The sequence below is a fragment of the Arthrobacter sp. M4 genome, from assembly GCF_020251205.1.
GTDB lineage: Bacteria > Actinomycetota > Actinomycetes > Actinomycetales > Micrococcaceae > Arthrobacter.
Map to the genome: position 1 here is coordinate 267,737 of NZ_JAIWYX010000005.1, position 26,068 is coordinate 293,804.

Genomic DNA, 26,068 nt, shown 5'->3' on the forward strand with positions numbered 1-26,068 from the left:
CTCAACCCAAACTACGAAAGGACGCGAAGATGCGTTTGCTCGCAAAGGCAGCCGCAGCCTTGGCCACCGTCACCCTCCTGGCAGGGTGTGGCGCGGGAGGATCCAACTCCGGCAGCGGAGTCACCACCGTTGAGTGGTGGACCATCAACCTCACCGCCCCGGCTGCCAACCAGGCGATCGACAAGGTCATCGCCGACTTTGAGAAGGCCAACCCGGACATCAAGATCAAGCGAACTCCCCGCGCCGTGGACGCGCACAAGGACGCCCTTCGCACGGCAATCGGCACCTCCGCTGCCCCGGATATCTACGACTACTGGGCTGGCCCGGGTCTTGGCGGCGAACTGGTCAAGGCCAACGCCAGCGCGGACCTGACCGAGTACTACAAGCAATACAAATGGGACGAGCGCTTCACCGGCGCCGCCTTGGCTCCCGTGACCCAGTATGGCGGTTACCACGGTGTGCCCTGGAAGCTGAACGGCGAGGCCCTGTACTACAACAAGAAACTCTTTGCCCAGGCTGGCATCACCCAAACACCTAAGACCCTGGACGAACTGAATACAGCCGCGAAGAAGCTCAAGGATGCCGGCATCACACCGATCGAATTCGGCGGCACGGTCAACTGGCACGTCATGCGACTCCTGGACACGTTCCTGGAAGGCAAATGTGGATCGGCGACCTTCGACAAGCTGGTCACCAAGAAGGCCAACTGGGGTCAGGAATCCTGTGTGACGGACTCCTTCACCGAGCTGCAGACCTGGGCCAAGGACTATTTCAACCCCGGCTTCATCGGCATCAACAATGACGAATCCAGCGCCCTTTTCTACGGCGGCAAAGCGGCCATGGCGCTTGAGGGTGACTGGTTCAATGCCAGCATCGCAGGCCAGAAGATGAACCTGGACGATGTTGGAGTCTTCACGCTTCCCACAAGCACTAACCGGCTTTACGGCTTCGAGCAGGCGCAGTACATCACCAAGGACAGCAAGAACAAGGACGCTGCCGCCAAGTTCCTCGACTACTTCACGTCGACAAAGGTCCAACAGGAAACCCTCGGCCTCTTCGCGGTCCAGTCGGTCAACAAGGACGTCAAGCCTGACGAAGCGAAGGCAAGCTCACTGGACAAGGCCTGGGACGGCGTCTTCAAGAACGCCAAGGGGCTCTACATGAACAATGATCAGAACCTGAACCAGTCCCAGACCCGCGAATACTGGCGGATCCAAAACCTTGTGGCAACCGGTGGGCTTGATCCGAAGCAGGCAGGTGCCGAAATGCAGAAGTTCCTGGACTCCAGCAACTAGCTGCTTCCCAGGTGCGGCCGCAACAACTGCTGCGGCCGCACCTGCCGAACCTAGACAAGAGATCAAAGGCGAAATCCCTTGACAAAGCTCACAGAAACGCGCTTCACAGCCCAGGCGTCGGTGCCGCAAGGCCGACCCCAGCGGAAAAAGAATCTGGTACAGCGCATAGGCAAGGGCGGCTTCATCGCCTCCCTGCCATTCCTCGCTCCGGCCCTGGCAGCATACGTCGTCTTTGTCATCGCTCCGATGATCAGCGCCGTTCGGCTCAGCCTCTACCAATGGTCCGGCTACAACACGGATCCCCAGGTTTTCGTGGGGTTCAAGAACTACATCCGGCTCTTCACCCAGGATCCTGTTTTTTGGACTTCTGTCCAGAACACCGTGGTTTGGGTGATCTTGTCCCTGATCATCCCCACTACGCTCGGCCTGGTCATGGCTTTGGCGCTGAACCAACCGCTGGTTGGCCGAAACCTCTTCCGCTCGGTGTTTTACATCCCCGGCGTCCTCGCCCCGATCGCAGTGGCAAACATGTGGCGATGGATGTACAACCCCAACTACGGCGTCTTCAGCGAAATCTCCAAAACGCTGCACATAGGTGACGGATCGGGTGTGACCTTCCTCAGCGACCCCAAGGTGGCGATCTACGCGGTGTTCGCTGCCTTCGTCTGGCAGGTCGCCGGCCTCAACATGGTCCTCTTCCTCGCCGGCCTGCAGGGCGTGTCCAAGGAACTTGTTGAATCCGCCCGCCTGGACGGTGCCAACAACTGGCAGGTTTTCCGGAATGTCACCCTACCGGCCCTGCGTCCCACCGTGGTGATCGTTATGGTTCTCACAATCGTTCACTCCATCAAGGTCTTCGACCTGATCGTCGGCATGACCGGCGGGGGACCAGCCCAGTCTTCCCAGGTTCTGGCCCTGTGGTCATACACCCAGTCCTTCCTCAACCACGACTTCGGGCTCGGCAACGCCGTGGCAACAGTTCTGCTGGTCGTCACGCTCGTGCTCGTGGTCCCCTACCTGATCTGGTCGACCAAAGGAGCTGACGACCAACGATGAGCACCGCAACACTCCCTGCCACGCGCGTCCGAAACGGAATCAAGGTCCCCAAACAGGCCCGCGACTACGTGCGCATCGGCCTTTGGATCGCCCTCGTGATTGTTATGGTCATCTGGGCAATGCCGTTGCTCTTCGTATTCCTTACGTCAGTCAAGAGCGAATCGGACATCTTCACCACTTCGTCGTTCGCCATCCCAGGCATCCTGGATTGGGAGAATTACACCGAGGCGCTGGATACCGGCAATCTGGTCACCGCCGGCACCAACAGCCTGTTCATCGCCATCGTCAAGGTGCCTTTGGGCCTGTTTATCGCCGCAGCCGCGGCATTCGCGTTGTCCCGGATCCGGTTCAAGTTCGACACCATCATCCTGGGAGCCTTCGCGCTCGGATCCATGGTGCCCATTCAGGTGGCACTCGGACCCCTCTTCAAGACCATCCTCGACCTCGGACTGCTCAACAATCCCGTAGGCGTCATCCTGCCCTATATCGGCTTCGGCCTGCCGATGCAGGTGTTCATCCTGCACGGCTTCTTTACGGCCGTTCCCAAAGAGATCGATGAAAGCGTCCGTGTGGACGGCGGCGGCAACCTGCGCCTGTTCCTGCAGTTCATCCTGCCGCTGTCCAAGCCAGCTTTGGCTGCGCTGTTCATCCTGGATTTCGTAGCTACGTGGAATGAATACGCCATCGCCCTGGTGATTCTGCAGAACAAGGCATCCCAAACCGTGCCGTTGGCCATCCAAGGCTTCCAGTCCCAGTTCACCAGCTCCTATGGACCGCTGAACGCCTTCACCATCATGTCCATCCTGCCGGTCCTGATTATCTACCTGCTGTTCCAGCGCTACTTCGTGCAGGGCATGTTCACAGGCGCCGTCAAGGGCTGACGGCCTCCTGTCAGCGAGTCCTCCACGTTTCAAAGCAGAAAGGCCATCATGGCGACCTTTACCGCAAATACCCCCCTCTTCGAAGTCATGCGCGACCCGGCAGGGCACGAAATCCTGGCCAGCCACGTCCCCGACTTGGCAGCCAATCCCTTGCTGCACACGCTTTACCACTATCAGCTGGGACTGATCCTCGGGACCGAAGAGTCCCTCCGCAACGACCCGAAGAAAAAGGCCGAAATCCTCGCGGAAATCGAGGCCCTCGTCCCGGCTCCTGCAGGCCACGAGCGATTGGTGCGGGACATCGAACCCGCAACCGCGTACGAGCCGGAATCCGTGGAACGCGGCAGCGCCCCCGTCGACTACCCTGCCGACGTCGAAAAATGGCAGCGATTCGAAATCACCCTGCAGGGCCCATCCCACGGCAATCCCTTCACGGACGTGGACCTCTCCGCAGAATTCAGCGCCGACGGCCAGGTCCTAAAGGTCCCCGGTTTCTACGACGGAAACGGCACCTATCGCATCCGCCTGCTGGTACCGAATGAGGGCCAGTGGTCCTTCACCACCAGCTGCAACGCCCGCTCACTTGACCAGGTCAGCGGTTCCTTTACCGCGGCAGCCGCCGCTCCGGAATCGCGTGGTCTGGTCCGGGTGGCGGATACGTTCCACTTCGCTTACGACGACGGCACCCCCTATCTGCCTATCGGCACCACTTCTTACGTCTGGACCCATCAGGGCGACGCCCAGGAAGAAAAGACGCTGGAAACCCTGGCCAGCGGACCCTTCAACAAAATGCGCATGTGCGTTTTCCCGAAGTCCTACCTGTTCAACGAAAACGAGCCTGGGATCTACCCCTATGAGGGTTCCCTGCAGGAAGGCTTCGACTACACCCGGCCCAACCCTGCTTTTTACCGTCACCTGGAACTGCGGATAAGCCAGCTTGAAGAACTGGGCATTGAAGCCGACCTGATCCTCTTCCACGCCTACGACCGGTGGGGCTTCTCCACCATGAGCGCGGCAGCCGACGACCTATACGTCAAGTACGTCACCGCCCGGCTGGCCTCCCACCGAAACATTTGGTGGTCCTTGGCCAACGAATTCGACCTCATGTTCGGGAAGACCCTCGAGGACTGGGAACGCTTCGCAGCCATCGTGCAGGAGAACGACCCCAACAAGCACCTGCTCTCCATCCACAACTGCCGGGAGTTCTACGACCACTCCCGGCCGTGGGTCACCCACTGCAGCATCCAGCGGACGGACGTGTACAAGACCGCGGAGATCACCACCCAGTGGCGCCAGATGTGGCAGAAGCCCATCGTCATCGACGAGTGCGCCTACGAAGGCAACATCGACCAGGGCTGGGGAAACATTACCGGTGAGGAGATGACGCGCCGTTTCTGGGAAGGGGCCATCCGCGGCGGCTACGTCGGCCACGGCGAAACCTATGTCCATCCAGAGGACATCCTCTGGTGGGCCAAGGGTGGCCAGCTGCACGGAACCAGCCCGGACAGGATCGGATTCCTGCGCCGCGTCCTCGAAGAGAGCCCAGGCGGACGGCTGGAACCGCTGCCCGGGCATTGGGACGCTCCCAGCGCCGGCATCAAGGACCGGTATGAACTCATCTATTTCGGGTTCAACCAGCCCACCTACCGGCGCTTCGTGATGCCGCCGGGCATTCAGTACGAGGTGGACGTCATCGACACTTGGAACATGACCATCGAAACACTGCCCGGCACCTTTGAAGGGCGGTTCCGGGTGGAGCTGCCCGGCAAACAGTACGTCGCGGTAAGGCTTCGCGCAGCCTGAGAAGGAGAATCACATGTCACAACCCTTTGCAGGAAAGCTTGCAGGAAAGACTGCCCTGGTCACTGGTGGCGGTTCGGGAATCGGCCTTGCCGTTGCCCAGCGATTCACGGCCGAAGGGGCCCGGGTCTACTTTGCCGATATCAACCTCGAAGCAGCTGAGAAAGCCGCGGCATCAACCGGAAGCCAGGATGCCTTTGCACTCCACATGGACGTCTCTGACGAGGACAGCGTCAGCGCGGCGTACGCGGCGGTATCGGCCAATGGCCGCCTTGACATCGTGGTCGCCAACGCGGGTGTGCAGCTGTTCGGCCAAGATGCCAAAGTGGGAGACCTGGACCTGGCAGTGTGGGAGAAGACCGTGGCGATCAACCAGCGCGGCGCGTTTCTCACCCTGAAATACGCGGTCCGGGCGATGCAGGGCACTGGCGGATCGATCATCTGCACCGGAAGCCCTACTGCCGTTGTGGCCTGCGGACAAACGTTCACGGCCTACACCAGTTCCAAGGCCGGGGTCCATGGGCTGGCCCGTGTTGTTGCTGCTGACTACGCTGCCCAGGGTATCCGGGTGAACATCGTGGTGCCTGGCTACACTGAAACCCCGCTGGTCCAAGCCATCGCCGAAGATCCGGAAAGCCGGGCCGGGCTTGTTGATTCCACGATGCTGGGCCGCGCGGGAACAGCGGCGGACGTCGAAGGGATCATGGTTTTCCTCGCCAGCGACGACTCCGCCTACGCCACAGGCGGCATCTTCACGGTCGACGGCGGCCTAACGGCGCTCTAAACCCAGGGAAGGACGCGGTCAGCAGCGTCGCGGGTTGATTCGATGAGCCGCGCATTGGCTTCGTCCGAGCCGTTGGCCCACGCTTCAGCCGCGGGGCGGTCCATCCCGAATTCCACATGCCGATCGATGAGCCGGGCGAGCCGGAGCTCGCGGGGCGTCTCCAGGAACCATACTTCGCCCAGCGTTGCCCGGACGTCCGGCCACGGCGGCTGCTCCGCCAGCAGGTAGTTGCCCTCGGTGATCACCAGCGGAATGTCTGCAGGAACCGCTATCGACGCGGCAACGGGCTCGTCGATGGACCGCCGAAAGTCCGGCGCGTACACCACATCCTCGTCCCGCCGAGCCAGCCGGCGCAGCAGCGAGAGGTACCCTCCGGCGTCGAACGTGTCTATGGCACCCTTGCGGTGCCGCAACGGCGTCCCATCGATGATCGCGTTGCCGAGGTGGAAGCCATCCATGGGAACCACGATGGCGGCAAGCGGCGCCAGGTGGCGCCGCAGCCACTCCGCGAACATCGACTTTCCCGAGCCTGGCGAACCGGTTATGCCCAGCAGGAACCGCCCGCCGTCGTCGAGCTTTGACTGCAAGCCTTCGACGGCGGCGGCGATCGCCGGCACCCGCAGCGGCTCGCCGTCCAGGCGGGACAGTTCGCTCACCGCGCCAACCTTGCCTTGAGGCCGCCGATGATGACGTCGAGCCCGAAATCGAAGGCGAAATTGGCGCGTTCGCTGGTTGGTCCGGCGTGGCCCAGCGCCCGCTTCAGCGTCGGATATCCCTCCGACGGCGGGTCCCAGACAACCTCGGGCGCTGCCAGGTCCAAAGCGGCGCCGAGGGCAAAACTGTCGATGGTGGAAATCGCCGCGGTGACGTCCCGTCCCTTGAAACCAGCAGTTTCCAGCGCAACGGCGAGGTCTTCGTAGAGTCCAATGACGGCGGGATCCCTGACGGACTGCAGGACCATCAGGGGTGCCAGCCGGGGGTGCCTTGCAAAGGCGTCGCGGTATGCCCGGATGAGGATGCGCAGTGACCCTTCCCAATCGCTGTGGTCCACCGCCGCGTACGGGACTTCGGTGATGATGCGGTGGCGCAGGAGTTCCAGGATTTCGTCCCGCCCCGTCACGTGGTTGTAGATGGAGGATTGGCTGACGCCGATTCTCTTGGCCAGCTTGGGGAAGCTGAAATCGCCGGTTTCGTCAACGAGTTCAAGAGCCGCCGTTATCAGCGACTCGACGGAAATCAGTGGTTGGAGCGGGCGCCCCATTGGTTCTCCTGACTGCAGCTGGTGGTCGTGCTTCCAGCCTATGGCCAATTTCCGCACCCCTATTGTGCTCCGGGCCACACCGTTTCATAATAAACGAAAGCCTTTCGTTTAACTCTTCTTATACGGGGCTTCGTAAGAAAGGACGGACTCGTGCCGGAAACCCAAACCAGACCACCGGCGTCGTCCGCGAACGGCGCCCTCAAGCGAAACGCCCTCGGAATGGGCGGCATCGCTTTCCTCGTCATCTCAGCCGCCGCACCACTCACGGTGATGGCCGGCGTCGCACCCGTCGCCATCGGCGTCGGCGGGATCGGCGCCCCGGCCGGCTACCTCCTGGCCGGCATTGTGCTCACTATTTTCGCCATCGGCTTCATGGCCATGACCAAACACGTCAAGGCCGCCGGCGGCTTCTACACCTACATATCCATCTCCATGGGCAAAACCATGGGACTGGCCTCCGCGATACTGGCGATCATCTCCTACAACTGCCTCCAGATCGGCGTTTACGGGCTTTTCGCGGTCCAGACGCACGATATGCTCACCGTGCTCTTCGGCTTGGAGGTCCCCTGGCCGATCATCGCATTGGTGGCCGTCGCGGCCGTTTGGTTCCTCGGCTACCGCGGGATCGACGTCGGCGCACGCGTTTTGGGGGTCCTGCTCGTTGCCGAGACGGGAATCCTTGCCGTGATGGGCGTCGGCATCCTGGGTCACGGCGGCGCCGAAGGCATAAGCCTGGGCTCGTTCAGCCCGGAGAACGCGTTTGGACCGGGCGTCCTGGCGATCCTGGGCATCTGCTTCGCCGCATTTATGGGTTTTGAATCCACGGTGCTCTACCGCTCAGAGGCCCGCAATCCAGACAAGTCCGTGCCCCGGGCCATGTACATCGCGGTTGGCTTTATGTCAGTGTTCTACGCGTTCATCGTTTGGACGGTGGTGCAGGCGTACGGCGAAGGCAATGCCGTGGAAGCTGCAGGCCAACTGGCCAACGGCTTGTTCTTCCAAACCATCAACCACTACGTGGGACCTTGGGCCGAAGTAGTGATGTACATCCTGATCGTCACCAGCGTTTACGCTTCCCAACTGGCCTTCCATAACGCCATCAACCGCTATGTGTACATGCTGGCCCGGGACGGCGTCCTGCCGCGCTTCCTCAGCATGACCCATCCAAGATTCAAGTCCCCACACCGGGCAGGACAGCTACAAACCCTGCTTGCCGCCGTCGTTATCGCTGTCTGCGCGATGCTGAACGCCGATCCGTACCAGCAGCTCCTCATCTGGGTGAACACTCCGGGAATCTTCGGGATCGTTGGGCTGCAGGGGTTGGTCTCCGTCGCCGCGTTCCTCTACCTGCGCAGGAACCCCGACGCGATCACCCATCGCCTATTGGTTCCGTTGAGCCTGGCGTCGGCGGTGCTCCTGTTCGGGGTGGTGCTGCTGATTGGTATCAACATCGAGCTCCTGACCTTCGCCGACGCCTTCACGAACACCATCCTCATCCTCGTGACGCCGGTGGTCTTCGCCATTGGCCTGTTCATCGCCCGCTGGGTCCGCCTCCGCAGGCCTGGAACCTTCGACCGTATTGGAAGCTTTGAAACGCATGAATCCTGACCTGCTCATCCTCGCCGACACCATCCACACGATGGACGCCACTTTCCTGCCTGGCGACGGCCCGCAGGCCGTCGCTGTCCAGGATGGGGTGATTGTCGCCGTCGGGACCCGCGAGGACGCGGATGCCTGGCCGGCCGCGCGGCAGGTTCTCGACTTCGGTACGGCAGTTGTCACACCGGGGTTGGTGGACTGCCACTTGCACCCGGTGTTCGGGCTGGAACTTATGCGCGGTGTTGACCTCTCCGGGGCGCAGGATCTCGCCGAGGTGCGTGCACGTCTTCGGGCTGAGGCTGCCTTGGTGCCAGCCGACGCCGGTGACCCTTGGGTGCGCGCCTGGGGCCTCGACCCCAACTCGCTGGGTGCCTCCAACTCAATGGGTGCCTCCGCACCGCACCGGGACATGATCGACGACGTCGTGGACGGTCAACCTTGCCTCATCCGACTCTTCGACGGCCACTCAGCCTTGGCAAACTCGCGCGCCCTCGAACTCGCCGGCATCACTGGGCCGCATGAGTTCGACCAAGCCTCCGAGGTGGTCTGCGATGATCATGGCCGACCCACCGGGCTGCTCCTGGAGTCGGCCGCTATTGAACTGGTGGGGCGCATCATGCCTGAGGAGCCATTCGCGGACCGCAAGGTTCGACTCGCCGAAGTTCTGGCCAGCTTCGCCCGTTCCGGCCTCACCGGCGCGCACGTGATGGACCTCGGCGAAGGTTCACTGGAGCTATACCGTGCGTTGGAGTCCGACGGCGAACTGCCGCTTCGCCTGCGCATCTCACCCTGGTGCATGCCCGGCACCGGCGAGGAGGAATGGGCTTCGCTCGCTTCCCAGATCGGCGCCAGAGGGCGGCGCTGGGAGCTAGGGGGCATCAAACTATTCGTCGACGGCACGGTGGACAACGGAACAGCGTGGCTGTTCGAGCCGGACATCTATGGCCAGTCCACGGCGTCGTTCTGGCCACAGCCCGAGGAGTACGCCAATGCGGTGCGGTATTTCGCATCGCGTGGCATTTCGACGGCGACGCACGCCATCGGCGACGCTGGCGTGGCAGCTGTGCTGGACGCGTTCGAGTCCCTTGAGACCGAATCGCCTGCCGCCCATCGGATCGAGCATATCGAGACGGTGCCGGATTCCGTGGTGGAACGTTTTGCCGCGTCCGGCCTGGTGGCCAGCATGCAGCCCACGCACTGCACTCACTACTCGCGGGCTGACCAGGGCGACAACTGGTCCACCCGCCTGGGCCACGAGCGGGCGAGCAACGGGTGGCGCTGCGGCGACTTGCGCTCTGTCGGCGTCACTCTCGGCCTGGGCTCCGACTGGCCGATTGCGCCGTTTGAGCCGCTGCCGATCATCGCCGACGCCCAATTACGACGCCGGTCCGGTCACCGTGACGAGGAAGCGATCGTCCCAAGTCAGGCGCTTACGGCCCTTCAGGCATTGGAGGGCTATACCTCCCACGCCGCGAAGGCTGCGGGGGAGTGGGCGATCTCGGGTTCGATCTCCGTGGGCAAGCGGGCTGATTTCACGGTACTCGAGGCGGATCCCCTGGAGGTTGATCCGGATGGGTTGGCTGAATCGAAGGTGCTGGCAACGCTCGTTGATGGGCGGCTGCAGTACAGCGTTGCAGGGGTGACGCCCTAAACTTCCTGAACAAACAGATGGGTTTACTCCTCGTCGGGAGGGAACCCATCTGTGCCATTTCACCCAGCCAGCGCTTCGTGTTCCTTCTCCAGGAATTGCTCCCACCGCTGTATCAGTGGCCGTTCCTCGGGCTCTTCATCGGGCGGCGCATAAAGGGAGCGGACGAAGCCTGAGATCGTGGAGGGCTGGCCAAAATCTGCATAAAGCTGCTCCACAACAGCCAATGGGTCCGCCAGCAAGCGGCGCTCGAGGAACGCGGCCTTGAGCTGGAGATACAGCCACTTCCGCGCGGCTCCCGCGTCGCTGGATACCTCTGCCGGGATCTCGTCATGTTCCCGGTTGATGCCCAACAATTCCTCGACGCGGTCGGTTTCGTCGTGGAGTAGTCCGGCAAGCTCCTGCACGACAGGATCCGCGGAGCCGCGTGCAACTAATCCCACCGCCAGCTCAATTGTCTCCAGCGGTTTCACGTAGTAATGCCAGAGCCCAAAACGCAGATCGTCAGCGGATAAAGAGACACCTTCTCCCAAGATGAAGCCGGGCTCGAGTTCGAACGTGACGGTCATGGCGACCTCCCAATATCAGATTCCATTCAATGGCAAAGGGCTGGCGGCCTCCCGTAGAACCCTTTAGATTGTTCGTGATGTGAACATGCGTGCAGTATTCGAACTTTTGCAGTAGCATGGCTCACATAACTTGAATTCTCAGCGTTGCGGCCAAGTTGCACCAGACTCGCGAAGGAGCAGAAATGAGCACTCGCTCGGAGTCCTATCTGATCGGACTGATCGGCGACGGTGTAACCCCCTCGCTTACGCCACCCATGCATGAGCATGAGGGTCAACTGCAGGGCTTGCGCTACTTGTACCGACCCATTGACCTCACCAAACTCCAGCTCCCGGCCTCCAGCATCGGAGACCTCCTCAAGGCGGCGTACCACCTCGGCTTCAACGGCCTGAACATCACGCACCCCTGCAAGCAGCTGGTCCTGGAGCACCTGGACGAAGTCTCCGACGATGCCCGCCGCTTGGGCGCCGTCAACACCGTAGTCATCCTTAACGGCCGCTTCATTGGTCACAACACGGACTTCTCCGGATTTGCTTCGGCGCTCGCCACCGGCCTCCCCGACGCGAAGCTGGGCCGTGTAGTGCAGCTCGGCGCCGGAGGTGCCGGGTCCGCCGTCGCATATGCCCTGCTGTCCGCGGGGGTCAAGACGCTGGACGTGGTGGACGTGGACGCCGCCCGCGCCAAAGAACGCGCCGCAGGGTTGGCAAAGCTGTTTCCGAACTGCACGGTGACGGGCCGTTCGACGTCGGAACTTCCGGAGATCATGCCGCTCGGCGACGGCCTGGTGCACTGCACGCCTGTCGGCATGGCCGCCCATCCCGGTGTCCCCCTGGACATGGACCTCGTGGAGCCACGGCAGTGGGTGGCGGACATCGTCTACCGGCCCATCGAAACGCAGCTGGTCAAGGAAGCCCGCGCCAAGGGCTGCCAAGTACTCGACGGCGGCCGCATGGCCGTGGGCCAGGCCGTGGATGCCTTCCGAATTTTCACCGGCTTGGACGCCGACGCCGACCGGATGCGCTCGCACTTCCTGGACCTGATCGCGGCTGAAGAAGCAGCGGCGCGTGGCGTCGGGGAAACGGCAGGGGCCAGGTAGTGCGCACCGGCATCGCAACAGTCTGCCTCTCCGGAACGCTGAAGGAAAAAATGCAGGCCTGCGCCATCGCGGGCTTCGACGGAATCGAGATCTTCGAACAGGACTTGGTCACGTCCCCGCTGAGCCCGGAAGACGTCCGGAAAATGGCCTCAGACCTTGGCCTCGGCTTGGATCTCTACCAGCCCTTCCGCGATTTCGACGGCGTCCCGGAGGAGCTGCTGCAAGCCAACCTTCGCCGCGCCGAGGCCAAGTTTCGGCTGATGTCCCGCCTGGGCATGGACACCATCCTGGTTTGCTCCAACGTCGCAACCGCCACCATCGATGATGACGGACTGAGGGCTGAGCAGCTGTCCAAATTGGCGGACCTTGCCAAGGACCACGGCGTGAAAGTGGCTTACGAAGCCCTCGCCTGGGGCAAATACGTCAACGACTATGAGCACGCCTACCGCTTGGTCGACATGGTGGACCACCCCAACCTGGGCACCTGCCTGGACTCCTTCCATATCCTTTCCCGCGACTGGGACACAGCCCCCATCGAGGCCCTCAACCCGGAGAAAGTCTTCTTTGTCCAGGTAGCCGACGCTCCGAAGCTCTCCATGGATGTCCTGTCGTGGAGCCGTCACTACCGCGTTTTCCCCGGGGAGGGGCAGTTCGACCTCGCCAAGTTCATGGGCCACGTTGTCCGCGCGGGCTACACCGGCCCAATATCCCTGGAGGTCTTCAACGATGTCTTCCGCCAGTCCGACGTTGAGCGCACCGCCATCGACGCGATGCGCTCGCTGATCTGGTTGGAAGAACAGAGCGCGGCGTGGCTGGCGACACAGGATGCGGCCGTCCGCCGTCGTTATCCCATGGAACTGGCCACGCTGCCCAAGGTGGCAGAACCGGCCGGCTTCAACTTCGCCGAGGTCAAGGCAGACGACACCGCCGGCCTGGAAAAGCTCCTCGGCCAGTTGGGATTCGATTACCAGGGCCGTCACCGGACCAAGGCCGTCCAATTGTGGAGCATGGGCCACGCCCGGGTGATCGTCAATGAACAGGCGCCGCTACACACCGAACCGGCTATCGCGGCGCTTGGCTTCGACGTCGATTCCCCCGTGATCGCCTCGGCACGTGCCCAACAGCTCAAGGCTCCCGTCGTCCCACGCAAGGTTCAGGCCGACGAAGAGGTCTTCCAGGGCATCGCGGCCCCGGATTCCACCGAAATCTTCCTGTGCCAAGGCAACCCGGACGGCACGGCAGCGTGGACCCACGAATTTGGCGAGTCAGGGGAATTCGGCGCCGGCCTCGAGCAACCGAGCGGCCAAACTGCGGTGATCGACCACGTCAACCTTGCCCAACCCTGGCAGCACTTGGACGAGGCCGTCCTCTTTTACACCAGCGCCCTTGCTCTGCACCCGTTGCCCTACGCGGAGGTCGCCAGCCCCACTGGCCTGGTCCGCTCGCAGGTCATGGAAACGTCCGACGCCGCGGTGCGGCTGGTCCTGAACCTCGCCCCCATGACTCAGCAGGCTCCCCAGGAGCACATCGCCTTCGCGGTCCCGGACTTGGTGGCCACTGCCCGCGCAGCCCGGGACCGCGGCCTGGAGTTCCTGCAGATTCCAGCCAACTACTACGAGGACCTGGACGCCCGTTTCCACCTGGACCCGCAGTTCCTGGCAACGCTCAAGGACCTCAACCTCCTGTATGACCGGGACGCGGACGGCGAGTTCCTCCACTTCTACACGGCCACAGTGGGCAGTGTGTTCTTCGAAATGGTGGAGCGCCGCGGCAACTACCAGGGCTACGGTGCCCCGAACGCTCCGGTCCGCCACGCAGTCCAATACGAACAAAGCCACCACTAACCACAGAAAGGAGCCAGCCGTGCTGCAAGCCGTCAACCCTAAAAACCAAGCAGTGAACCCTGAAGACCCCGAGCAGAACGAAGCGGACGAGCTCGTCCCCGCTGCGGAACCGAAGGCCGGCCACGCACCGCTCGACGCCGCCGTCGAAACCCAGGCCGATCTCAGCGCAGAGATCCAGTCCATCGGCGATGCCTACCGCCGGGCCCTCAAGGACGGGGCAGCCCCGGAGACCCAGCCACGCCTGGACTACGCGCCGTACCGGAGCAGCATCCTGCGCCACCCCACTAAGAGCCTGCACCACGCGGACCCGGAGACCATCGAGCTGTACTCCCCGGCCTTCGGCCACCAGGACGTCCACGCACTGGAATCGGACCTGACCATCCAGCACAACGGTGAGCCGCAGGGTGAGCGGATGATCGTCCAGGGCCGTGTGCTCGACGGCGACGGCCACCCGGTTGCGGGCCAGCTGGTTGAGATCTGGCAAGCCAACGCTGCCGGCCGCTACATCCACAAGCGCGACCAGCACCCGGCCCCGCTTGACCCGAACTTCACCGGCGTCGGACGCTGCATCACCGGCCCGGACGGCTCCTACCGCTTCACCACCATCAAGCCCGGCGCCTACCCGTGGAAGAACCACCTGAACGCCTGGCGCCCCGCGCACATCCACTTCTCCCTGTTCGGCACGGAGTTCACGCAGCGCATCGTCACCCAGATGTACTTCCCGGGGGACCAGCTCTTCCCGCTGGACCCGATTTACCAGTCGATCGTGGACCAGGACGCCCGCGACCGCCTCGTGGCCGCATACGACCACAGCCTGACCAGCCCCGAATGGGCTTTGGGCTATCGCTGGGACATCATCCTGACCGGGTCCAAGCGCACCTGGACAGAGAACGAAGCTTTTGGCGCTTCCGGCGACGACGAGGAGTAGGCACAGCATGAGCAAGCTAACCGCAACACCCGGCCAGACCGTGGGCCCGTTCTTCGGCTATGCCCTGCCGTTCCCCAAGGACAACGAGCTTCTCGCTCCGGGCAGTCCGGGCAGCATCCGCCTCCAGGGCACGGTGTATGACGGCGCCGGACACACCATCCCTGACGCGATCCTCGAAATCTGGCAGCCTGACTCCGAGGGCAACATCGTCCAGCGCACCGGCTCCCTGGTCCGCGACGGCTACACCTTCACCGGTTGGGGTCGCGCCTCGGTGGGCAACACGGGCGTCTACACCTTCACGACGGTCAACCCTGGCCCCACAAAGCCCGGCAGTGCCCCCTTCATCTCCGTCACGGTGTTTGCCCGCGGCCTCATGAACAGGCTGTTTACGCGCATTTACCTTCCCGGGGACAAGGAAGCGCTGGCCAACGATCCGCTGCTCAGCTCCCTTCCGGAGGACCGCCGCAACACCTTGATCGCGCGCCGCGATCCCGACGGCGGACTCACTTGGGATGTCCGCCTGCAGGGCGAGGGCGAGACTGTTTTCCTCGATTTCCATGCTGACACTACGGAGGGCGCAGCACAGTGACCCCCAACGACGGCGACTTTGGGCTGCTCAGCCCCGTGTCGGCGTCGCCCGCTGTGGCGGCGCTGACCGGCGACCGCGCGGTCCTGGCCGCAATCCTCGACGTCGAGGCCGCCTGGGCAGGCGTCCTCGAGGATGCCGGGCTGGCCCCGGCAGGTTCGGCAGCCGTTGTCGCTGAAGCTGCCGACCCCGGCCTGTTCGACGTCGCTGACATCGCCGAACGTGCCCGCGGCGGCGGCAACCCGGTCATCCCCCTTCTGGCGGACCTCCGCCAGCAGGTACGAGCCGTCAATGTTGCTGCCGCTGGGGCCGTGCATAATTCGCTGACCAGCCAGGATGTGCTGGACACCGCCCTGATGCTGCTTGCTCGGCGCACGGTCACGGCTGTGCTGGCCGAGGTGAGAGGCACGACGGCGGCACTCGCCGCGCTTGCCTCGGAGCACACAGCCACGCTGTGCGTGAGCCGCAGCCTCACCCAGCATGCCCTGCCCTACACCTTCGGACTGCGCGCAGCGCAGTGGTTCCAGGGCATCGCGGCGGCGGCCGAGCGGCTTGCGGCTGTTACGTTCCCCGTCCAGTTTGGCGGTGCAGGAGGAACTCTCGCGTCGGCGACGGTGTTGACCGCCGACGCCGATGCGGACCCCTTCACGCTTGCCGATGCCCTCGCCGAGCGCCTGCACCTCAGTGCGGCTACCGCACCCTGGCACACCAACCGACTGCCCTTCACGGCACTGGGCGACGCCCTCGCCGCGCTTTCCGATTCCTTCGGCAAGATCGCCGCCGATGTCCTGTTCCTGAGCCGCCCTGAGGTTGGCGAAGTCGCGGAACCGCGGGCGGAAGGCAGGGGCGTGTCCTCGGCCATGCCGCAGAAGCAGAACCCCGTGCTGTCAGTGTTGGTCCGGAGCGCAGCCTTCCAGGCGCCCTCGCTGGGCGCTCAGCTGCACCTAGCCGCAGCTACCTTTAACGACGAACGTCCGGACGGTGCCTGGCACAGCGAATGGCCAGCCCTTCGCTCCCTGCTGGGCTTGGTCCTCGGCGCATCGATCCAGCTACGCGAACTAGCCGAGGGCCTGCAGGTCTTCCCGGAAGCCATGCGCCGCAACCTGGACCTCGCCGGACCGCTGCTGCTCAGTGAGCGTGTCAGCACGGTGGCCACGCCGTTGTTGGCCGGCGAGTCCGGTGACAAGACCGCCGCCAAAGCCCGCCTGCAGGAAGTCGTGGACCGCACGCTCGCCACCCCTGCTGGGCAGCAGGCGGACACCTACGCAAAGCTCCTCCGCGAAGCCATCCCCGCTGATCGCCTCAGCGATGACGAACTGGCCGAGCTGCTGGATCCCGCGGCCTACATCGGCCAGGCGACGGAGATCGTCAAGCGCATCCTGGCTGCTTATCCCGACTACACCCACCCGAAAGGAGCCCACCGTGGTTAAGCCGAACATCAAGGCGGTGCTGCTGTCCCCCCAGCGTGCCCTCGGGGACAAGCCCTTGTTGGTCGTTGGGCCGTCGCTGGGCACGTCCACAGTGCTGTGGAACGACGCTGCTGTCTTGCTGGGCGGCGAGTACGACGTGATCGCTTGGGACCTCCCGGGCCATGGCGTTTCGCCAGCCGCTGCCGAAACCTTCACCGTCGATGAGTTGGCCGACGCCGTTGTGGACCTTGTTGACTCCATCGCGCCCGGCGCCACGTTCCACTACGCGGGGGTCTCCCTTGGCGGCGCCACTGGGCTGCAGCTGGGCATTAAGCACGGCGAACGGCTCAGGAGCCTGTCCGTGCAATGCTCGGGGGCCAAAATCGGAACCCCGGAAGGCTGGCTCGAGCGTGCCGAGCTGGTCCGTGCGCAAGGCACTCCAGTGATGATCCAGGGCTCGGCACGGCGCTGGTTCGGTGGCGGTTTTATGGACCGCAAGCCTGAGGTCAGCAGCCGGCTTCTGCACTCCCTTCGCGACGCTGACCGCTTCAGCTATGCCTTTTGTTGTGAAGCGCTGGCTGCCTTTGACGTCCGCGCCGAACTCGGCAGCATCACAGTCCCCACCCAGGCGATTGCCGGCGTCGAGGATTCGGTGGTCCCGCCGTCGTATGCGGAAGAAATCGCTGCCGGCATCAACGCTGGCGGCGGCAACGCGGCCGCCGTGGCGCTCGACGGCGTCGCGCACCTTGCGCCGGCAGAGGCGCCTGGCGCCGTCGTTGAGTTAATGCGGAATTTCATGAAGGAGGCTGGCGCATGAGCGGCACTCAGGACCTTCCGGCAAGCGGCGCCATCCAACCCGGCGCCACAGCCAAGGAAATCTACGACGCCGGCATGGTGGTCCGGCGTGAAGTGCTCGGCAATGCGCACGTGGACCGCGCCAACGCCGGCAAGGACGAGTTCACGGACGACTACCAGGACATGATCACCCGGATCGCCTGGGGTGAGATCTGGACCCGCCCGGGCCTCAGCCGCCAGATGCGCTCCGCAGTGACGCTTACGGCGCTGGTGGCCCACGGGCACTGGGAAGAGCTGGCCATGCACGTCCGTGCCGCCCTGAGTAACGGGCTGAGCAGGGACGAGATCAAGGAAATCCTGCTCCAGACGGCCATCTATTGCAGCGTTCCGTCGGCCAACTCGGCCTTTAAGACCGCGCAGAAAGTCTTTGCGGACATTGACTCCGCAGCTGGAGCCTCAGGCACCGATACAGAAACAGAGGAAACCCTATGAATCAGGCTTTTGTGTACGACGCCGTACGCACGCCTTTTGGCAAGTTCGGCTCCGGTCTTGCCGCTGTCCGTCCGGATGATTTGGCTGCGCATGTGGTGCGCGAGTCGGTGAAGCGGGCCCCGGGGCTGGATGTTGAGCGGATTGATGAGGTGGTGTTCGGGAACGCGAACGGTGCCGGTGAGGAAAACCGGAACGTTGCCCGGATGGCGACGCTGCTCGCTGGCCTGCCGGTTTCCATTCCCGGGACCACGGTGAATCGTTTGTGTGGTTCCTCGCTGGACGCTGCGATCATCGCCTCGCGGCAGATCAACACAGGCGATGCTGACGTGATTTTGGTGGGCGGTGCCGAGTCGATGAGCCGGGCTCCGTGGGTGCTGCCGAAGACGGAGAAGCCGTACCCTGCCGGGGACCTGACCCTGGCCTCCACTACGCTGGGCTGGCGTTTGGTGAACAAGGCCATGCCCGCCGACTGGACTGTGTCTTTGGGCGAGGCCACCGAACGGTTGCGGGAGAAGTACGGGATTTCCCGGGCACGGCAGGACGAATTCGCCGCGGCCTCACACAACCTCGCCGCCGCTGCCTGGGACGAGGGTTTCTATGACAACCTCGTGGCTCCGGTGCCGGGCACTGACCTGGTCCGCGACGAGGGGATCCGCCCGGGCTCCTCCGCGGAGAAGCTTGCAGGGTTGAAGACTGTGTTCCGCCCGGAGGGTTCAGGGCCCGACGCTGGTACTGTCACCGCCGGGAACGCCTCACCGCTGTCCGACGGCGCGTCCGCTGCGTGGATCGGGTCCGAGAACGCTGCTTCGATTCTTGGCCTTGAGCCGCTGGCGAGGATCGCCGGGCGCGGTGCGCACGCCAATGACCCGCAGTTCTTCGGCTACGCGCCGGTGGAGGCTGCGAACAAGGCCCTCGCGAAGGCGGGCATCGGCTGGGACCAGGTGGGCGCCGTCGAACTTAACGAAGCGTTCGCCGCGCAGTCCCTGGCCTGCATCGATGCCTGGGGCATCGATCCGGCCATCGTGAACCGGCACGGCGGGGCGATCGCGATGGGCCACCCGCTGGGCGCCTCGGGCACCCGGATCCTAGGCACCCTGGCGCGCTCCCTGCAGGCCTCCGGTCAGCGCTGGGGCGTGGCGGCGATTTGCATCGGCGTGGGCCAGGGCTTGGCCGTGGTGCTGGAAAACGTCACTTCGGGTGTTAGGGGTTAGGCGATGCTGCAGTTTATTGACACAGTCGGCGAGGCTGTCGCCGGGATCAGGGATGGTTCCACGGTGATGATCGGCGGGTTCGGCAATGCCGGGCAGCCGTTCGAGCTGATCGACGCGCTGCTGGATTCCGGGGCCACGGATTTGACGGTGGTGAACAACAACGCCGGTCAGGGCGACCAGGGCCTGGCCTTGCTGATCAAGGAAGGCCGCGTGCGGAAAATGATTTGTTCCTTCCCGCGGCAGTCCGATTCCTGGCACTTTGATGAGAAGTACCGGGCCGGGAAGATCGAACTCGAGCTGGTCCCGCAGGGCAACCTTGCCGAGCGGATCCGGGCCGCCGGTGCCGGGATCGGCGGGTTCTTCACCCCCACCGGATACGGCACCATGCTCGCCGAGGGCAAGGAAACCCGCTTCCTGGACGGCAAATGGCAGGTGTTCGAAACCCCCATCCACGCCGACGTCGCGCTGATCAAGGCCCTGACGGCGGACCGGAAGGGCAACCTGGTCTACCGCAAGACGGCGCGGAACTTCGGCCCGATCATGGCCGCCGCGGCCAAGCACACCATCGTGCAGGTTTCCGAGATCGTCCCCACCGGGGCCCTGGACCCGGAGAACATCGTCACGCCGGGCATTTACGTCAACAGCATCGTCCGCGTCGCGGGTACCCCTGCAGAAAGGGCGGCATAGCAATGAGCACTGAAATCAGCATCCAACGCTCCGTCAAGCCGCTGGGCAAGGACGAACTCGCCGCCCTGGTGGCCCGCGACATCGCCCCCGGCTCGTTCGTGAACCTCGGCATTGGCCAGCCCACACTGGTGTCCAACTACCTCACCGAGGAACAGAACATCACCCTGCACACGGAAAACGGCATGCTCGGCATGGGCCCGGAAGCCGTCGGGGAGCAGATCGACGGGGACCTGATCAACGCCGGGAAGATCCCCGTCACGGAACTCCCGGGCGCTTCGTACTTCCACCACGCGGACTCCTTCGCGATCATGCGCGGCGGACACTTGGACATCTGCGTGCTCGGCGCTTTCCAGGTCTCCGCCACCGGCGACCTGGCCAACTGGCACACCGGCGCCCCGGACGCGATCCCGGCCGTGGGCGGCGCCATGGACCTGGCCACCGGCGCCAAGGACGTGTTCGTCATGATGACCCTGCTCACCCGCGACGGCACTTCCAAACTCGTCGAGGCCTGCACCTACCCGCTCACCGGCGTCGGCTGCGTCACCCGCGTCTACACCGACAAAGCCGTGTTCCTCATCGGACCCGACGGCGTCACCGTCCGCGAAACCTTCGGCATCACCCTCGAAGAACTCCAACAACTGGTGCCCGTGCCGCTCAAGGCGACTTCCGCCGTCGGGGTTTAACAGTGCGACGGCGGTAGTCGCCGCGTGGCGTCTACCGCCGCCTTGGCGACTACCGACGTCGCTATGTGATCTAGGCCATTAGGATAGAGAGTCAGCCGGAAGGAAGCGGGGGCGGGCAATGTCAGAAGCAGCAGTCGCGGCGGAAGCACCGCAGGCCAGCGACCAGTACGTTCAGTCGCTGGCGCGCGGTCTGGCCGTGATTCGTGCGTTCAATGCCCAACACCCGGTGATGACTCTCACCGAAGTGGCCTCGCGTACTGGCCTTACCCGGGCCACGGCACGCCGCTTCCTGCACACCCTCGTGGAGCTCGGGTACGTCCGAACAGACGGCAAGACCTTCGCCTTAACGGCGATGGTGCTGCAGCTCGGCTACGCCTACCTATCCGGCTTGTCCCTGCCGCAGCTGGCCCAGCCCCACCTCGAGGAGCTGTCCCTCAAACTCGGCCAGTCGACGTCGGCGGCAGTGTTGGATGGCACTGACATCGTGTACGTGGCACGCGTGACGACGCGGCGGATTATGACGATCGGCATTACTGTAGGAACCCGATTCCCGGCTTACGCCACGTCCATGGGTCGCGTGATCCTGGCCGGGCTGCCGCAGGACAAGTTGGACGAATACCTCGCAGCGGCCGATATCAAGGCCATCACACCGCGGACTGTCGCTTCGCGGGAGGACCTGCTGCGGATCCTGGATGACGTGCGGCGGCAAGGTTGGTGCGTGCTGGACCAGGAACTTGAGCTTGGCCTCATGTCCGTGGCCGCGCCGCTAAAGAACACTGCCGGAAAGGTAGTCGCGGCGGTCAACGTGTCCCTCCAGGCCCAGCACGTCGAGGCCCAACCGGACCCGCAGGCTTACGTGGCGTCCGTGCGGGACGAATTGCTGGCCACGGCGGCGGCGATTTCAGCGGACATCTCGGCGAAGCACTAGGGTGTTGCGGCGGTCAGTGCCCGTGCTCGCGCTGAAACTCCCCACCTTTCCTTCTCAGCCGGTCCGCGCACCCGGCGTGTCACCACGACACGCCAGCAACCGCCGTCGAACGTGGGGAGATTGCAACCGAGCTAATACGGCTTCCTGGCGTCCCCTACTGCCGCGCCGGGCACATCGGCTTTAGACTCGTGCCACCACGTGCAGCGGCGCGGCTGCACTCATCCGAAAGGGGTGGCGGTGAAGCTAGGCATTGCGCGCGAGCGCCGGGAGGGCGAACTCCGGGTGGCCGCGACGCCGGAAACAGTCAAGCAACTATGCGGCCTTGGCCTTGAGGTTCTGATCGAGTCGGGAGCCGGCCAAGCGTCCGGCCATGCCGACGACGACTATCGCCAGGCGGGCGCCCGCATCGTTGACGTTTTGGACTTGGGGGCCGTTGACGTCCTCGGCCATGTACGTCCCCTGGAACCGTCGACGGCGGCAAGCCTCCGCCGCGGTGCTGTCACCGTGGGACTGGCCTCGCCGTCGTCGGAGTTGCCAACGGTGAGGGCGCTCGCCGAGGCGGGTATCACCTCTTTCGCACTGGAACTGGTGCCCCGTATTTCGCGGGCACAATCCATGGACGCGCTCACGTCGCAGGCGCTTGTTGCCGGATACCGCAGCGTGCTCGAGGCGGCCATGCGGCTACCGCGGTTCTTCCCGCTTTATATGACCGCGGCCGGTACCATCCCGCCGGCTAGGGTGCTGGTGCTGGGTGCCGGCGTCGCTGGTCTCCAGGCGATTGGCACAGCCAAGCGGTTGGGCGCGCGGGTTTCCGCCAACGACATCCGGCCGGCGTCAGCCGAGGAAGTGGCCTCGATGGGTGGCACGTTCATCAGGCTTGACGTGGAGACTGCCGAGGCGGCCGGCGGTTATGCGCGGGAGCTGAGCGCGGACCGCGGCGCTATGCAGCGGAAGCTGCTGGCGCCGCACGTGGCACAGGCCGACGTGCTGATCACGACGGCGGCCGTTCCCGGGCGCCCGGCTCCATTGTTGGTCACGAAGGACATGGTGCAGGCTATGCGTCCGGGCTCGGTGGTGGTGGACCTGGCCGCTGAATCCGGCGGCAATGTGGAAGGCTCGGTCCCTGGGCAGGACATTTTGGTCCCCACGGCCGATGGTCGCGGCACGGTCACGCTGGTGGGCCTCAAGGATCCGGCTTCTGCCATGTCGGCCGACGCCTCGCGGATGTACGCCAAGAACGTTGCCAACCTGTTGGCGCTGATGACGCGGGATGGGATTGTCGCCCCTGATTTCGATGACGACGTGGTGGCCGGGACGTGCCTGACCCATGACGGTGAAGTGAAGCACGGTCCAACCGCAGAAGCGTTGGCGGCGCACTTGGAGGAATTGGCGTCGCAGTCTGGGAATGCGGCTGGGGCCCGGAACCAGGGGGCGTTGTGATGGAAGGCATCAGCCTGTTGACGATCACTGTGCTGGCGGTGTTCGTGGGCTTCGAAGTCGTGTCCAAGGTGTCCAGTACCCTGCACACTCCGCTGATGTCCGGTGCCAACGCGATTCACGGCATCATCCTGGTGGGGTCCATCATCGTGGCGGGGCAAGCGTCCGAGCCGTTGGTTCTCGCAGTGGCACTCCTCGCGGTGGTCCTGGCGACGGCCAACCTGGTGGGCGGTTTTGTGGTCACAGACCGGATGCTGGAGATGTTCCATGGGCGGGGGCCCGGCCGTGGAACCCGGGCAGCCGGGGCGAGGGCTGTAGACGACGCCGCTGTGGTGCCGGATCCGGCCGAATCCGCGGTTGTCGAAGCATCCAATCCAGCCCACGAAAGCGGTGCCCGATGACCCTCCTCGACCCGCTGTGGACCGCCCTGCTCTATCTGGCTGCGGCCGTGTGCTTCATCCTGGCCCTCAAGGGCCTCAACTCCCCGCGGACTGCCCGACGCGGAAACCTCGTAGGGGCCTTCGGTGCGGTGGTCGCCGTCGTCACGGTTTTTCTGTCCGTCAAGATGGACAACGTGCCTTGGATTATGGGCGCTATTGTGGTCGGTTCCGGGATTGCCGCCCCCGTGGCACGGCGGGTGCGCATGACCCAAATGCCGCAGCTCGTGGCCTTGTTCAACGGCGTGGGCGGCGGCGCGGCAGCGCTGGTGGCGTTGCTGGAACTCGCCCACACTGAAGATCCCTGGGTGCGGCTGGCCATCGTGTTCACTTTGCTGGTGGGCGCCGTGTCCTTCTCCGGCTCGGGTGTTACGTTCGCCAAGCTGCAGGAGCTGATGACCACGCGGCCCGTGGTGTTTCCGGGACTGCCCGTCGCCATGGCGCTCGCGCTGCTGGCCGGTTTGGCGGCGGCCGGAGCGATTGTGGGGACAGGTTCGACGGGGCTGGCGCTCCTGTTGCTAGCCGTCGGGCTTGTCGCCGGGGTGCTGCTGGTGCTGCCCGTGGGTGGCGCCGATGTGCCAATCGTCATCTCCCTGTTGAACGCCTTCACCGGCCTGGCGGTGGCGGCGTCCGGCCTGGTGCTGGGCAACGTGCTGCTGGTGGTGGCGGGCACTTTGGTGGGCGCCTCCGGTACCATCCTCACCCGCGCCATGGCGGCGGCCATGGGACGCAGCGTGGCCGGCATCCTATTCGGCGCCTTCAAGGGAGGTTCGACGGCGGGATCGACGACGGCCAGCGACCGTCCGGTCCGCTCGTCCTCCGCAGAAGACGTCGCCGTTCTCCTTGGCTACGCGCAGCGAGTCATCATCGTCCCCGGCTATGGACTGGCTGTGGCGCAGGGGCAGCACACGGCTGCAGAACTTGCGGAAGCCCTCGAAGAACGCGGCATTCGCGTGGATTTCGCTATCCATCCGGTGGCTGGGCGTATGCCGGGGCACATGAACGTGCTGCTGGCCGAGGCGAATGTGCCGTACGAGTCGCTCAAGGAAATGAGTGAGATCAACTCGGAGTTCAAGACCACTGACGTTGCTTTGGTGGTGGGCGCCAATGACGTGGTGAACCCTGCTGCCAAAACCACCGCCGGCTCGCCAATTTACGGGATGCCGATCCTTGAGGTCGGCGAAGCTCGGCAGGTGGTGTTCCTTAAGCGATCCATGCGGCCGGGCTTTGCGGGCGTGGAGAATGATCTGCTGTACGAGCCGCAGACCACGCTCCTTTTTGGCGACGCCAAGGATTCGTTGACCCAGGTGCTGGCCGCGGTCAAGGGACTGTAAGGCGTGGCTGAAATCCCTGCCCAACAGTCCGGTGACGAGGCGTCCGCTCGGTTCCAGCATCCAGGTTTTGCCCGGGCGTACGTCCGCGTGGTCGAGGGGATGAACGAACGTGGTGCCTTGGAACACCGGCGGAGCTTGTTGGCCGGTCTCCGGGGGAAAGTCATTGAGATCGGCGTCGGTGAGGGCTCATCCTTTGCGTTGTACCCTCCCGCGGTCACGCATGTGCTGGCGCTGGAGCCGGAGGATTCCTTGAGAAGTATCGCGGTTTCCAAAGCAGCGTCCGCTCCGGTGCCCGTTACGGTCCTAGCAGCTGCCGCGGAGAAGATCCCCGCTCGCGACGCCTCTGTCGATGCCGTCGTCGTGAGCCTGGTCCTGTGCAGCGTCGCGGACCAAGCTGCGGCGTTAGCGGAGATCCGCAGGGTCCTGCGCCCCGGTGGAACGCTGGCCTTCTATGAGCACGTTCGCTCCCACTATGCCTTGGTCGCTGGATTGCAGGACCTGGTTACACCTTTGTGGAAGCGTATTGCTGGAGGGTGCCACCCTAATCGGGACACGCTCGGAGCTATTGTTGCGGCGGGGTTCGCCATTGAGGAAAGCAAGCGCTTTGGTTTTTCGGCCCAGCGTTTGTCGCCGAAGACCGCGCACATTCTTGGAACCGCTAAGCGCCCGGAGAACCCACACTAACCGGTGGCGATGCGTCGGGGTTAGGCTGGGAGAACACCTTGAATGACAAACGGCCCATTCCAGGGCCCGAATGAATTGAGGTTGTTTTATGACCGTCAAATTGAATTCAAAGGCCTTTGACCATGCAAAGCACCTGGTCCGTGACGGCAAGGTGGTCAAGGATACCCGCGACGACTGGAGCGAGCACGCCCCGTCCACCCAGGACGAGAACAAATTCCTTGACAAGAACGGCAAGGCCGAATACGGCAAATGGTACTTAGGCATCGACGACGACCATCCCGACGACCAAAAGGGCCACTACAAGTTCCCGTTCGGTGATTTCAGCAAAATCCACCGTTGCGCAGTGATTTCCGCGGAGAGCCGAGCCAGCCAGAATGATTACGACGACATCCGTGACGCCCTCGGTGATTTGCTGAAGAGGATCGACGAGGACTAGGAACCGCGAGGGCTGGAAGCCCTCGCGGCCTGGAGTGGGGTTGCTTTAGCCCTGCCTGGCTTTCATCTTCGGGTTCTTTTTGTTGATGACAAAAACGCGTCCCCGGCGGCGGACTATTTGTGCGCCGGGAATTTTCTTCAGCGCCCGGAGGGAATTGCGAACCTTCATTGCGTGATCCTTTCTGTAGTAA

The 26,068-nt window shown here is 63.9% G+C and carries 27 protein-coding genes; 23 read left to right on the plus strand and 4 right to left on the minus strand.

Going from position 1 to position 26,068, the window contains the following annotated elements:
• Positions 1 to 29 precede the first annotated feature (29 nt).
• The 5 genes from LD110_RS11320 to LD110_RS11340 all read left to right on the plus strand — a co-directional run bounded on the left by LD110_RS11320 (position 30) and on the right by LD110_RS11340 (position 5,816).
• Complete coding sequence (locus tag LD110_RS11320; RefSeq protein WP_225498898.1) at positions 30 to 1,295, plus strand: ABC transporter substrate-binding protein; 1,266 nt, start codon at positions 30 to 32, stop codon at positions 1,293 to 1,295.
• Between the two features lie 78 nt (positions 1,296 to 1,373).
• Positions 1,374 to 2,351: a carbohydrate ABC transporter permease gene (locus LD110_RS11325; RefSeq protein WP_225498899.1), complete on the plus strand. Its 978-nt coding sequence runs from the start codon at positions 1,374 to 1,376 to the stop codon at positions 2,349 to 2,351.
• A complete protein-coding gene (locus LD110_RS11330; RefSeq protein WP_225498900.1) occupies positions 2,348 to 3,232 on the plus strand; it encodes a carbohydrate ABC transporter permease in 885 nt (294 codons plus the stop codon). The genes LD110_RS11325 and LD110_RS11330 overlap by 4 nt, the downstream gene beginning before the upstream one ends.
• Positions 3,233 to 3,280: 48 nt before the next feature.
• Positions 3,281 to 5,035 carry a DUF5605 domain-containing protein gene (locus tag LD110_RS11335; protein ID WP_225498901.1) on the plus strand — a complete coding sequence of 585 codons (1,755 nt, stop codon included), beginning with the start codon at positions 3,281 to 3,283 and terminating at the stop codon, positions 5,033 to 5,035.
• Positions 5,036 to 5,048: 13 nt separating this feature from the next.
• Complete coding sequence (locus tag LD110_RS11340; RefSeq protein WP_225498902.1) at positions 5,049 to 5,816, plus strand: SDR family NAD(P)-dependent oxidoreductase; 768 nt, start codon at positions 5,049 to 5,051, stop codon at positions 5,814 to 5,816.
• Here the strand turns inward: LD110_RS11340 and LD110_RS11345 are convergent.
• Complete coding sequence (locus LD110_RS11345) at positions 5,813 to 6,472, minus strand: nucleoside/nucleotide kinase family protein (protein WP_225498903.1); 660 nt, start codon at positions 6,470 to 6,472, stop codon at positions 5,813 to 5,815. The genes LD110_RS11340 and LD110_RS11345 overlap by 4 nt on opposite strands.
• A complete protein-coding gene (locus tag LD110_RS11350) occupies positions 6,469 to 7,077 on the minus strand; it encodes a TetR/AcrR family transcriptional regulator (RefSeq protein WP_225498904.1) in 609 nt (202 codons plus the stop codon). The genes LD110_RS11345 and LD110_RS11350 overlap by 4 nt, the downstream gene beginning before the upstream one ends.
• 150 nt (positions 7,078 to 7,227) lie before the next feature.
• Here LD110_RS11350 and LD110_RS11355 point away from each other — a divergent pair, with 150 nt between their 5' ends.
• A complete protein-coding gene (locus LD110_RS11355) occupies positions 7,228 to 8,685 on the plus strand; it encodes an APC family permease (RefSeq protein WP_225498905.1) in 1,458 nt (485 codons plus the stop codon).
• Complete coding sequence (locus LD110_RS11360) at positions 8,675 to 10,327, plus strand: amidohydrolase (RefSeq protein WP_225498906.1); 1,653 nt, start codon at positions 8,675 to 8,677, stop codon at positions 10,325 to 10,327. The genes LD110_RS11355 and LD110_RS11360 overlap by 11 nt, the downstream gene beginning before the upstream one ends.
• A 59-nt stretch (positions 10,328 to 10,386) precedes the next feature.
• Here the strand turns inward: LD110_RS11360 and LD110_RS11365 are convergent, their stop codons facing one another.
• A complete protein-coding gene (locus tag LD110_RS11365) occupies positions 10,387 to 10,893 on the minus strand; it encodes a DUF2247 family protein (RefSeq protein ID WP_225498907.1) in 507 nt (168 codons plus the stop codon).
• Positions 10,894 to 11,075: 182 nt separating this feature from the next.
• Here LD110_RS11365 and LD110_RS11370 point away from each other — a divergent pair, with 182 nt between their 5' ends.
• From LD110_RS11370 to LD110_RS11445, 16 genes are all read left to right on the plus strand, one after another.
• Positions 11,076 to 11,987 carry a shikimate dehydrogenase gene (locus LD110_RS11370; RefSeq protein ID WP_225498908.1) on the plus strand — a complete coding sequence of 304 codons (912 nt, stop codon included), beginning with the start codon at positions 11,076 to 11,078 and terminating at the stop codon, positions 11,985 to 11,987.
• The gene (locus LD110_RS11375; RefSeq protein WP_225498909.1) at positions 11,987 to 13,831 is read left to right on the plus strand and encodes a bifunctional sugar phosphate isomerase/epimerase/4-hydroxyphenylpyruvate dioxygenase family protein; all 1,845 of its coding nucleotides are present in this window, start codon (positions 11,987 to 11,989) and stop codon (positions 13,829 to 13,831) included. Before LD110_RS11370 ends, LD110_RS11375 begins: the two co-directional genes overlap by 1 nt.
• A 52-nt stretch (positions 13,832 to 13,883) precedes the next feature.
• The gene (gene pcaH / locus LD110_RS11380; protein WP_374200334.1) at positions 13,884 to 14,759 is read left to right on the plus strand and encodes a protocatechuate 3,4-dioxygenase subunit beta; all 876 of its coding nucleotides are present in this window, start codon (positions 13,884 to 13,886) and stop codon (positions 14,757 to 14,759) included.
• A gap of 7 nt (positions 14,760 to 14,766) precedes the next feature.
• Positions 14,767 to 15,348, plus strand: coding sequence for a protocatechuate 3,4-dioxygenase subunit alpha (pcaG, locus tag LD110_RS11385; protein ID WP_225498911.1), 582 nt, complete (start codon positions 14,767 to 14,769; stop codon positions 15,346 to 15,348).
• Positions 15,345 to 16,775, plus strand: coding sequence for a lyase family protein (locus LD110_RS11390; RefSeq protein ID WP_225498912.1), 1,431 nt, complete (start codon positions 15,345 to 15,347; stop codon positions 16,773 to 16,775). Before pcaG ends, LD110_RS11390 begins: the two co-directional genes overlap by 4 nt.
• On the plus strand, positions 16,768 to 17,571 hold the full coding sequence (locus LD110_RS11395) for an alpha/beta fold hydrolase (protein WP_225498913.1): 804 nt from the start codon (positions 16,768 to 16,770) through the stop codon (positions 17,569 to 17,571). Before LD110_RS11390 ends, LD110_RS11395 begins: the two co-directional genes overlap by 8 nt.
• On the plus strand, positions 17,568 to 18,041 hold the full coding sequence (gene pcaC, locus LD110_RS11400) for a 4-carboxymuconolactone decarboxylase (protein ID WP_225498914.1): 474 nt from the start codon (positions 17,568 to 17,570) through the stop codon (positions 18,039 to 18,041). The genes LD110_RS11395 and pcaC overlap by 4 nt, the downstream gene beginning before the upstream one ends.
• Positions 18,038 to 19,252: a thiolase family protein gene (locus tag LD110_RS11405; protein ID WP_225498915.1), complete on the plus strand. Its 1,215-nt coding sequence runs from the start codon at positions 18,038 to 18,040 to the stop codon at positions 19,250 to 19,252. Before pcaC ends, LD110_RS11405 begins: the two co-directional genes overlap by 4 nt.
• 3 nt (positions 19,253 to 19,255) lie before the next feature.
• Positions 19,256 to 19,939, plus strand: a complete 684-nt coding sequence (locus LD110_RS11410) for a 3-oxoacid CoA-transferase subunit A (protein WP_225498916.1) — start codon at positions 19,256 to 19,258, stop codon at positions 19,937 to 19,939.
• Between the two features lie 2 nt (positions 19,940 to 19,941).
• Positions 19,942 to 20,622 carry a 3-oxoacid CoA-transferase subunit B gene (locus tag LD110_RS11415; RefSeq protein ID WP_225498917.1) on the plus strand — a complete coding sequence of 227 codons (681 nt, stop codon included), beginning with the start codon at positions 19,942 to 19,944 and terminating at the stop codon, positions 20,620 to 20,622.
• A gap of 118 nt (positions 20,623 to 20,740) precedes the next feature.
• Positions 20,741 to 21,550: an IclR family transcriptional regulator C-terminal domain-containing protein gene (locus LD110_RS11420; RefSeq protein WP_225498918.1), complete on the plus strand. Its 810-nt coding sequence runs from the start codon at positions 20,741 to 20,743 to the stop codon at positions 21,548 to 21,550.
• A 237-nt stretch (positions 21,551 to 21,787) separates the two neighbouring features.
• Positions 21,788 to 22,990, plus strand: coding sequence for a Re/Si-specific NAD(P)(+) transhydrogenase subunit alpha (locus tag LD110_RS11425; protein ID WP_225498919.1), 1,203 nt, complete (start codon positions 21,788 to 21,790; stop codon positions 22,988 to 22,990).
• Positions 22,990 to 23,388 (plus strand): NAD(P) transhydrogenase subunit alpha, encoded by a 399-nt coding sequence (locus LD110_RS11430; protein ID WP_225498920.1) that lies wholly within the window; start codon positions 22,990 to 22,992, stop codon positions 23,386 to 23,388. Before LD110_RS11425 ends, LD110_RS11430 begins: the two co-directional genes overlap by 1 nt.
• Complete coding sequence (locus LD110_RS11435; RefSeq protein ID WP_225498921.1) at positions 23,385 to 24,758, plus strand: NAD(P)(+) transhydrogenase (Re/Si-specific) subunit beta; 1,374 nt, start codon at positions 23,385 to 23,387, stop codon at positions 24,756 to 24,758. The genes LD110_RS11430 and LD110_RS11435 overlap by 4 nt, the downstream gene beginning before the upstream one ends.
• Before the next feature lie 3 nt (positions 24,759 to 24,761).
• Positions 24,762 to 25,442 (plus strand): class I SAM-dependent methyltransferase, encoded by a 681-nt coding sequence (locus LD110_RS11440; protein ID WP_225498922.1) that lies wholly within the window; start codon positions 24,762 to 24,764, stop codon positions 25,440 to 25,442.
• 88 nt (positions 25,443 to 25,530) lie between these two features.
• Positions 25,531 to 25,878 carry a hypothetical protein gene (locus tag LD110_RS11445; RefSeq protein ID WP_225498923.1) on the plus strand — a complete coding sequence of 116 codons (348 nt, stop codon included), beginning with the start codon at positions 25,531 to 25,533 and terminating at the stop codon, positions 25,876 to 25,878.
• A gap of 45 nt (positions 25,879 to 25,923) precedes the next feature.
• On the opposite strand, the gene ykgO is transcribed toward LD110_RS11445, so the two are convergent.
• The gene (ykgO, locus tag LD110_RS11450) at positions 25,924 to 26,046 is read right to left on the minus strand and encodes a type B 50S ribosomal protein L36 (protein WP_225498924.1); all 123 of its coding nucleotides are present in this window, start codon (positions 26,044 to 26,046) and stop codon (positions 25,924 to 25,926) included.
• Positions 26,047 to 26,068 lie beyond the last annotated feature (22 nt).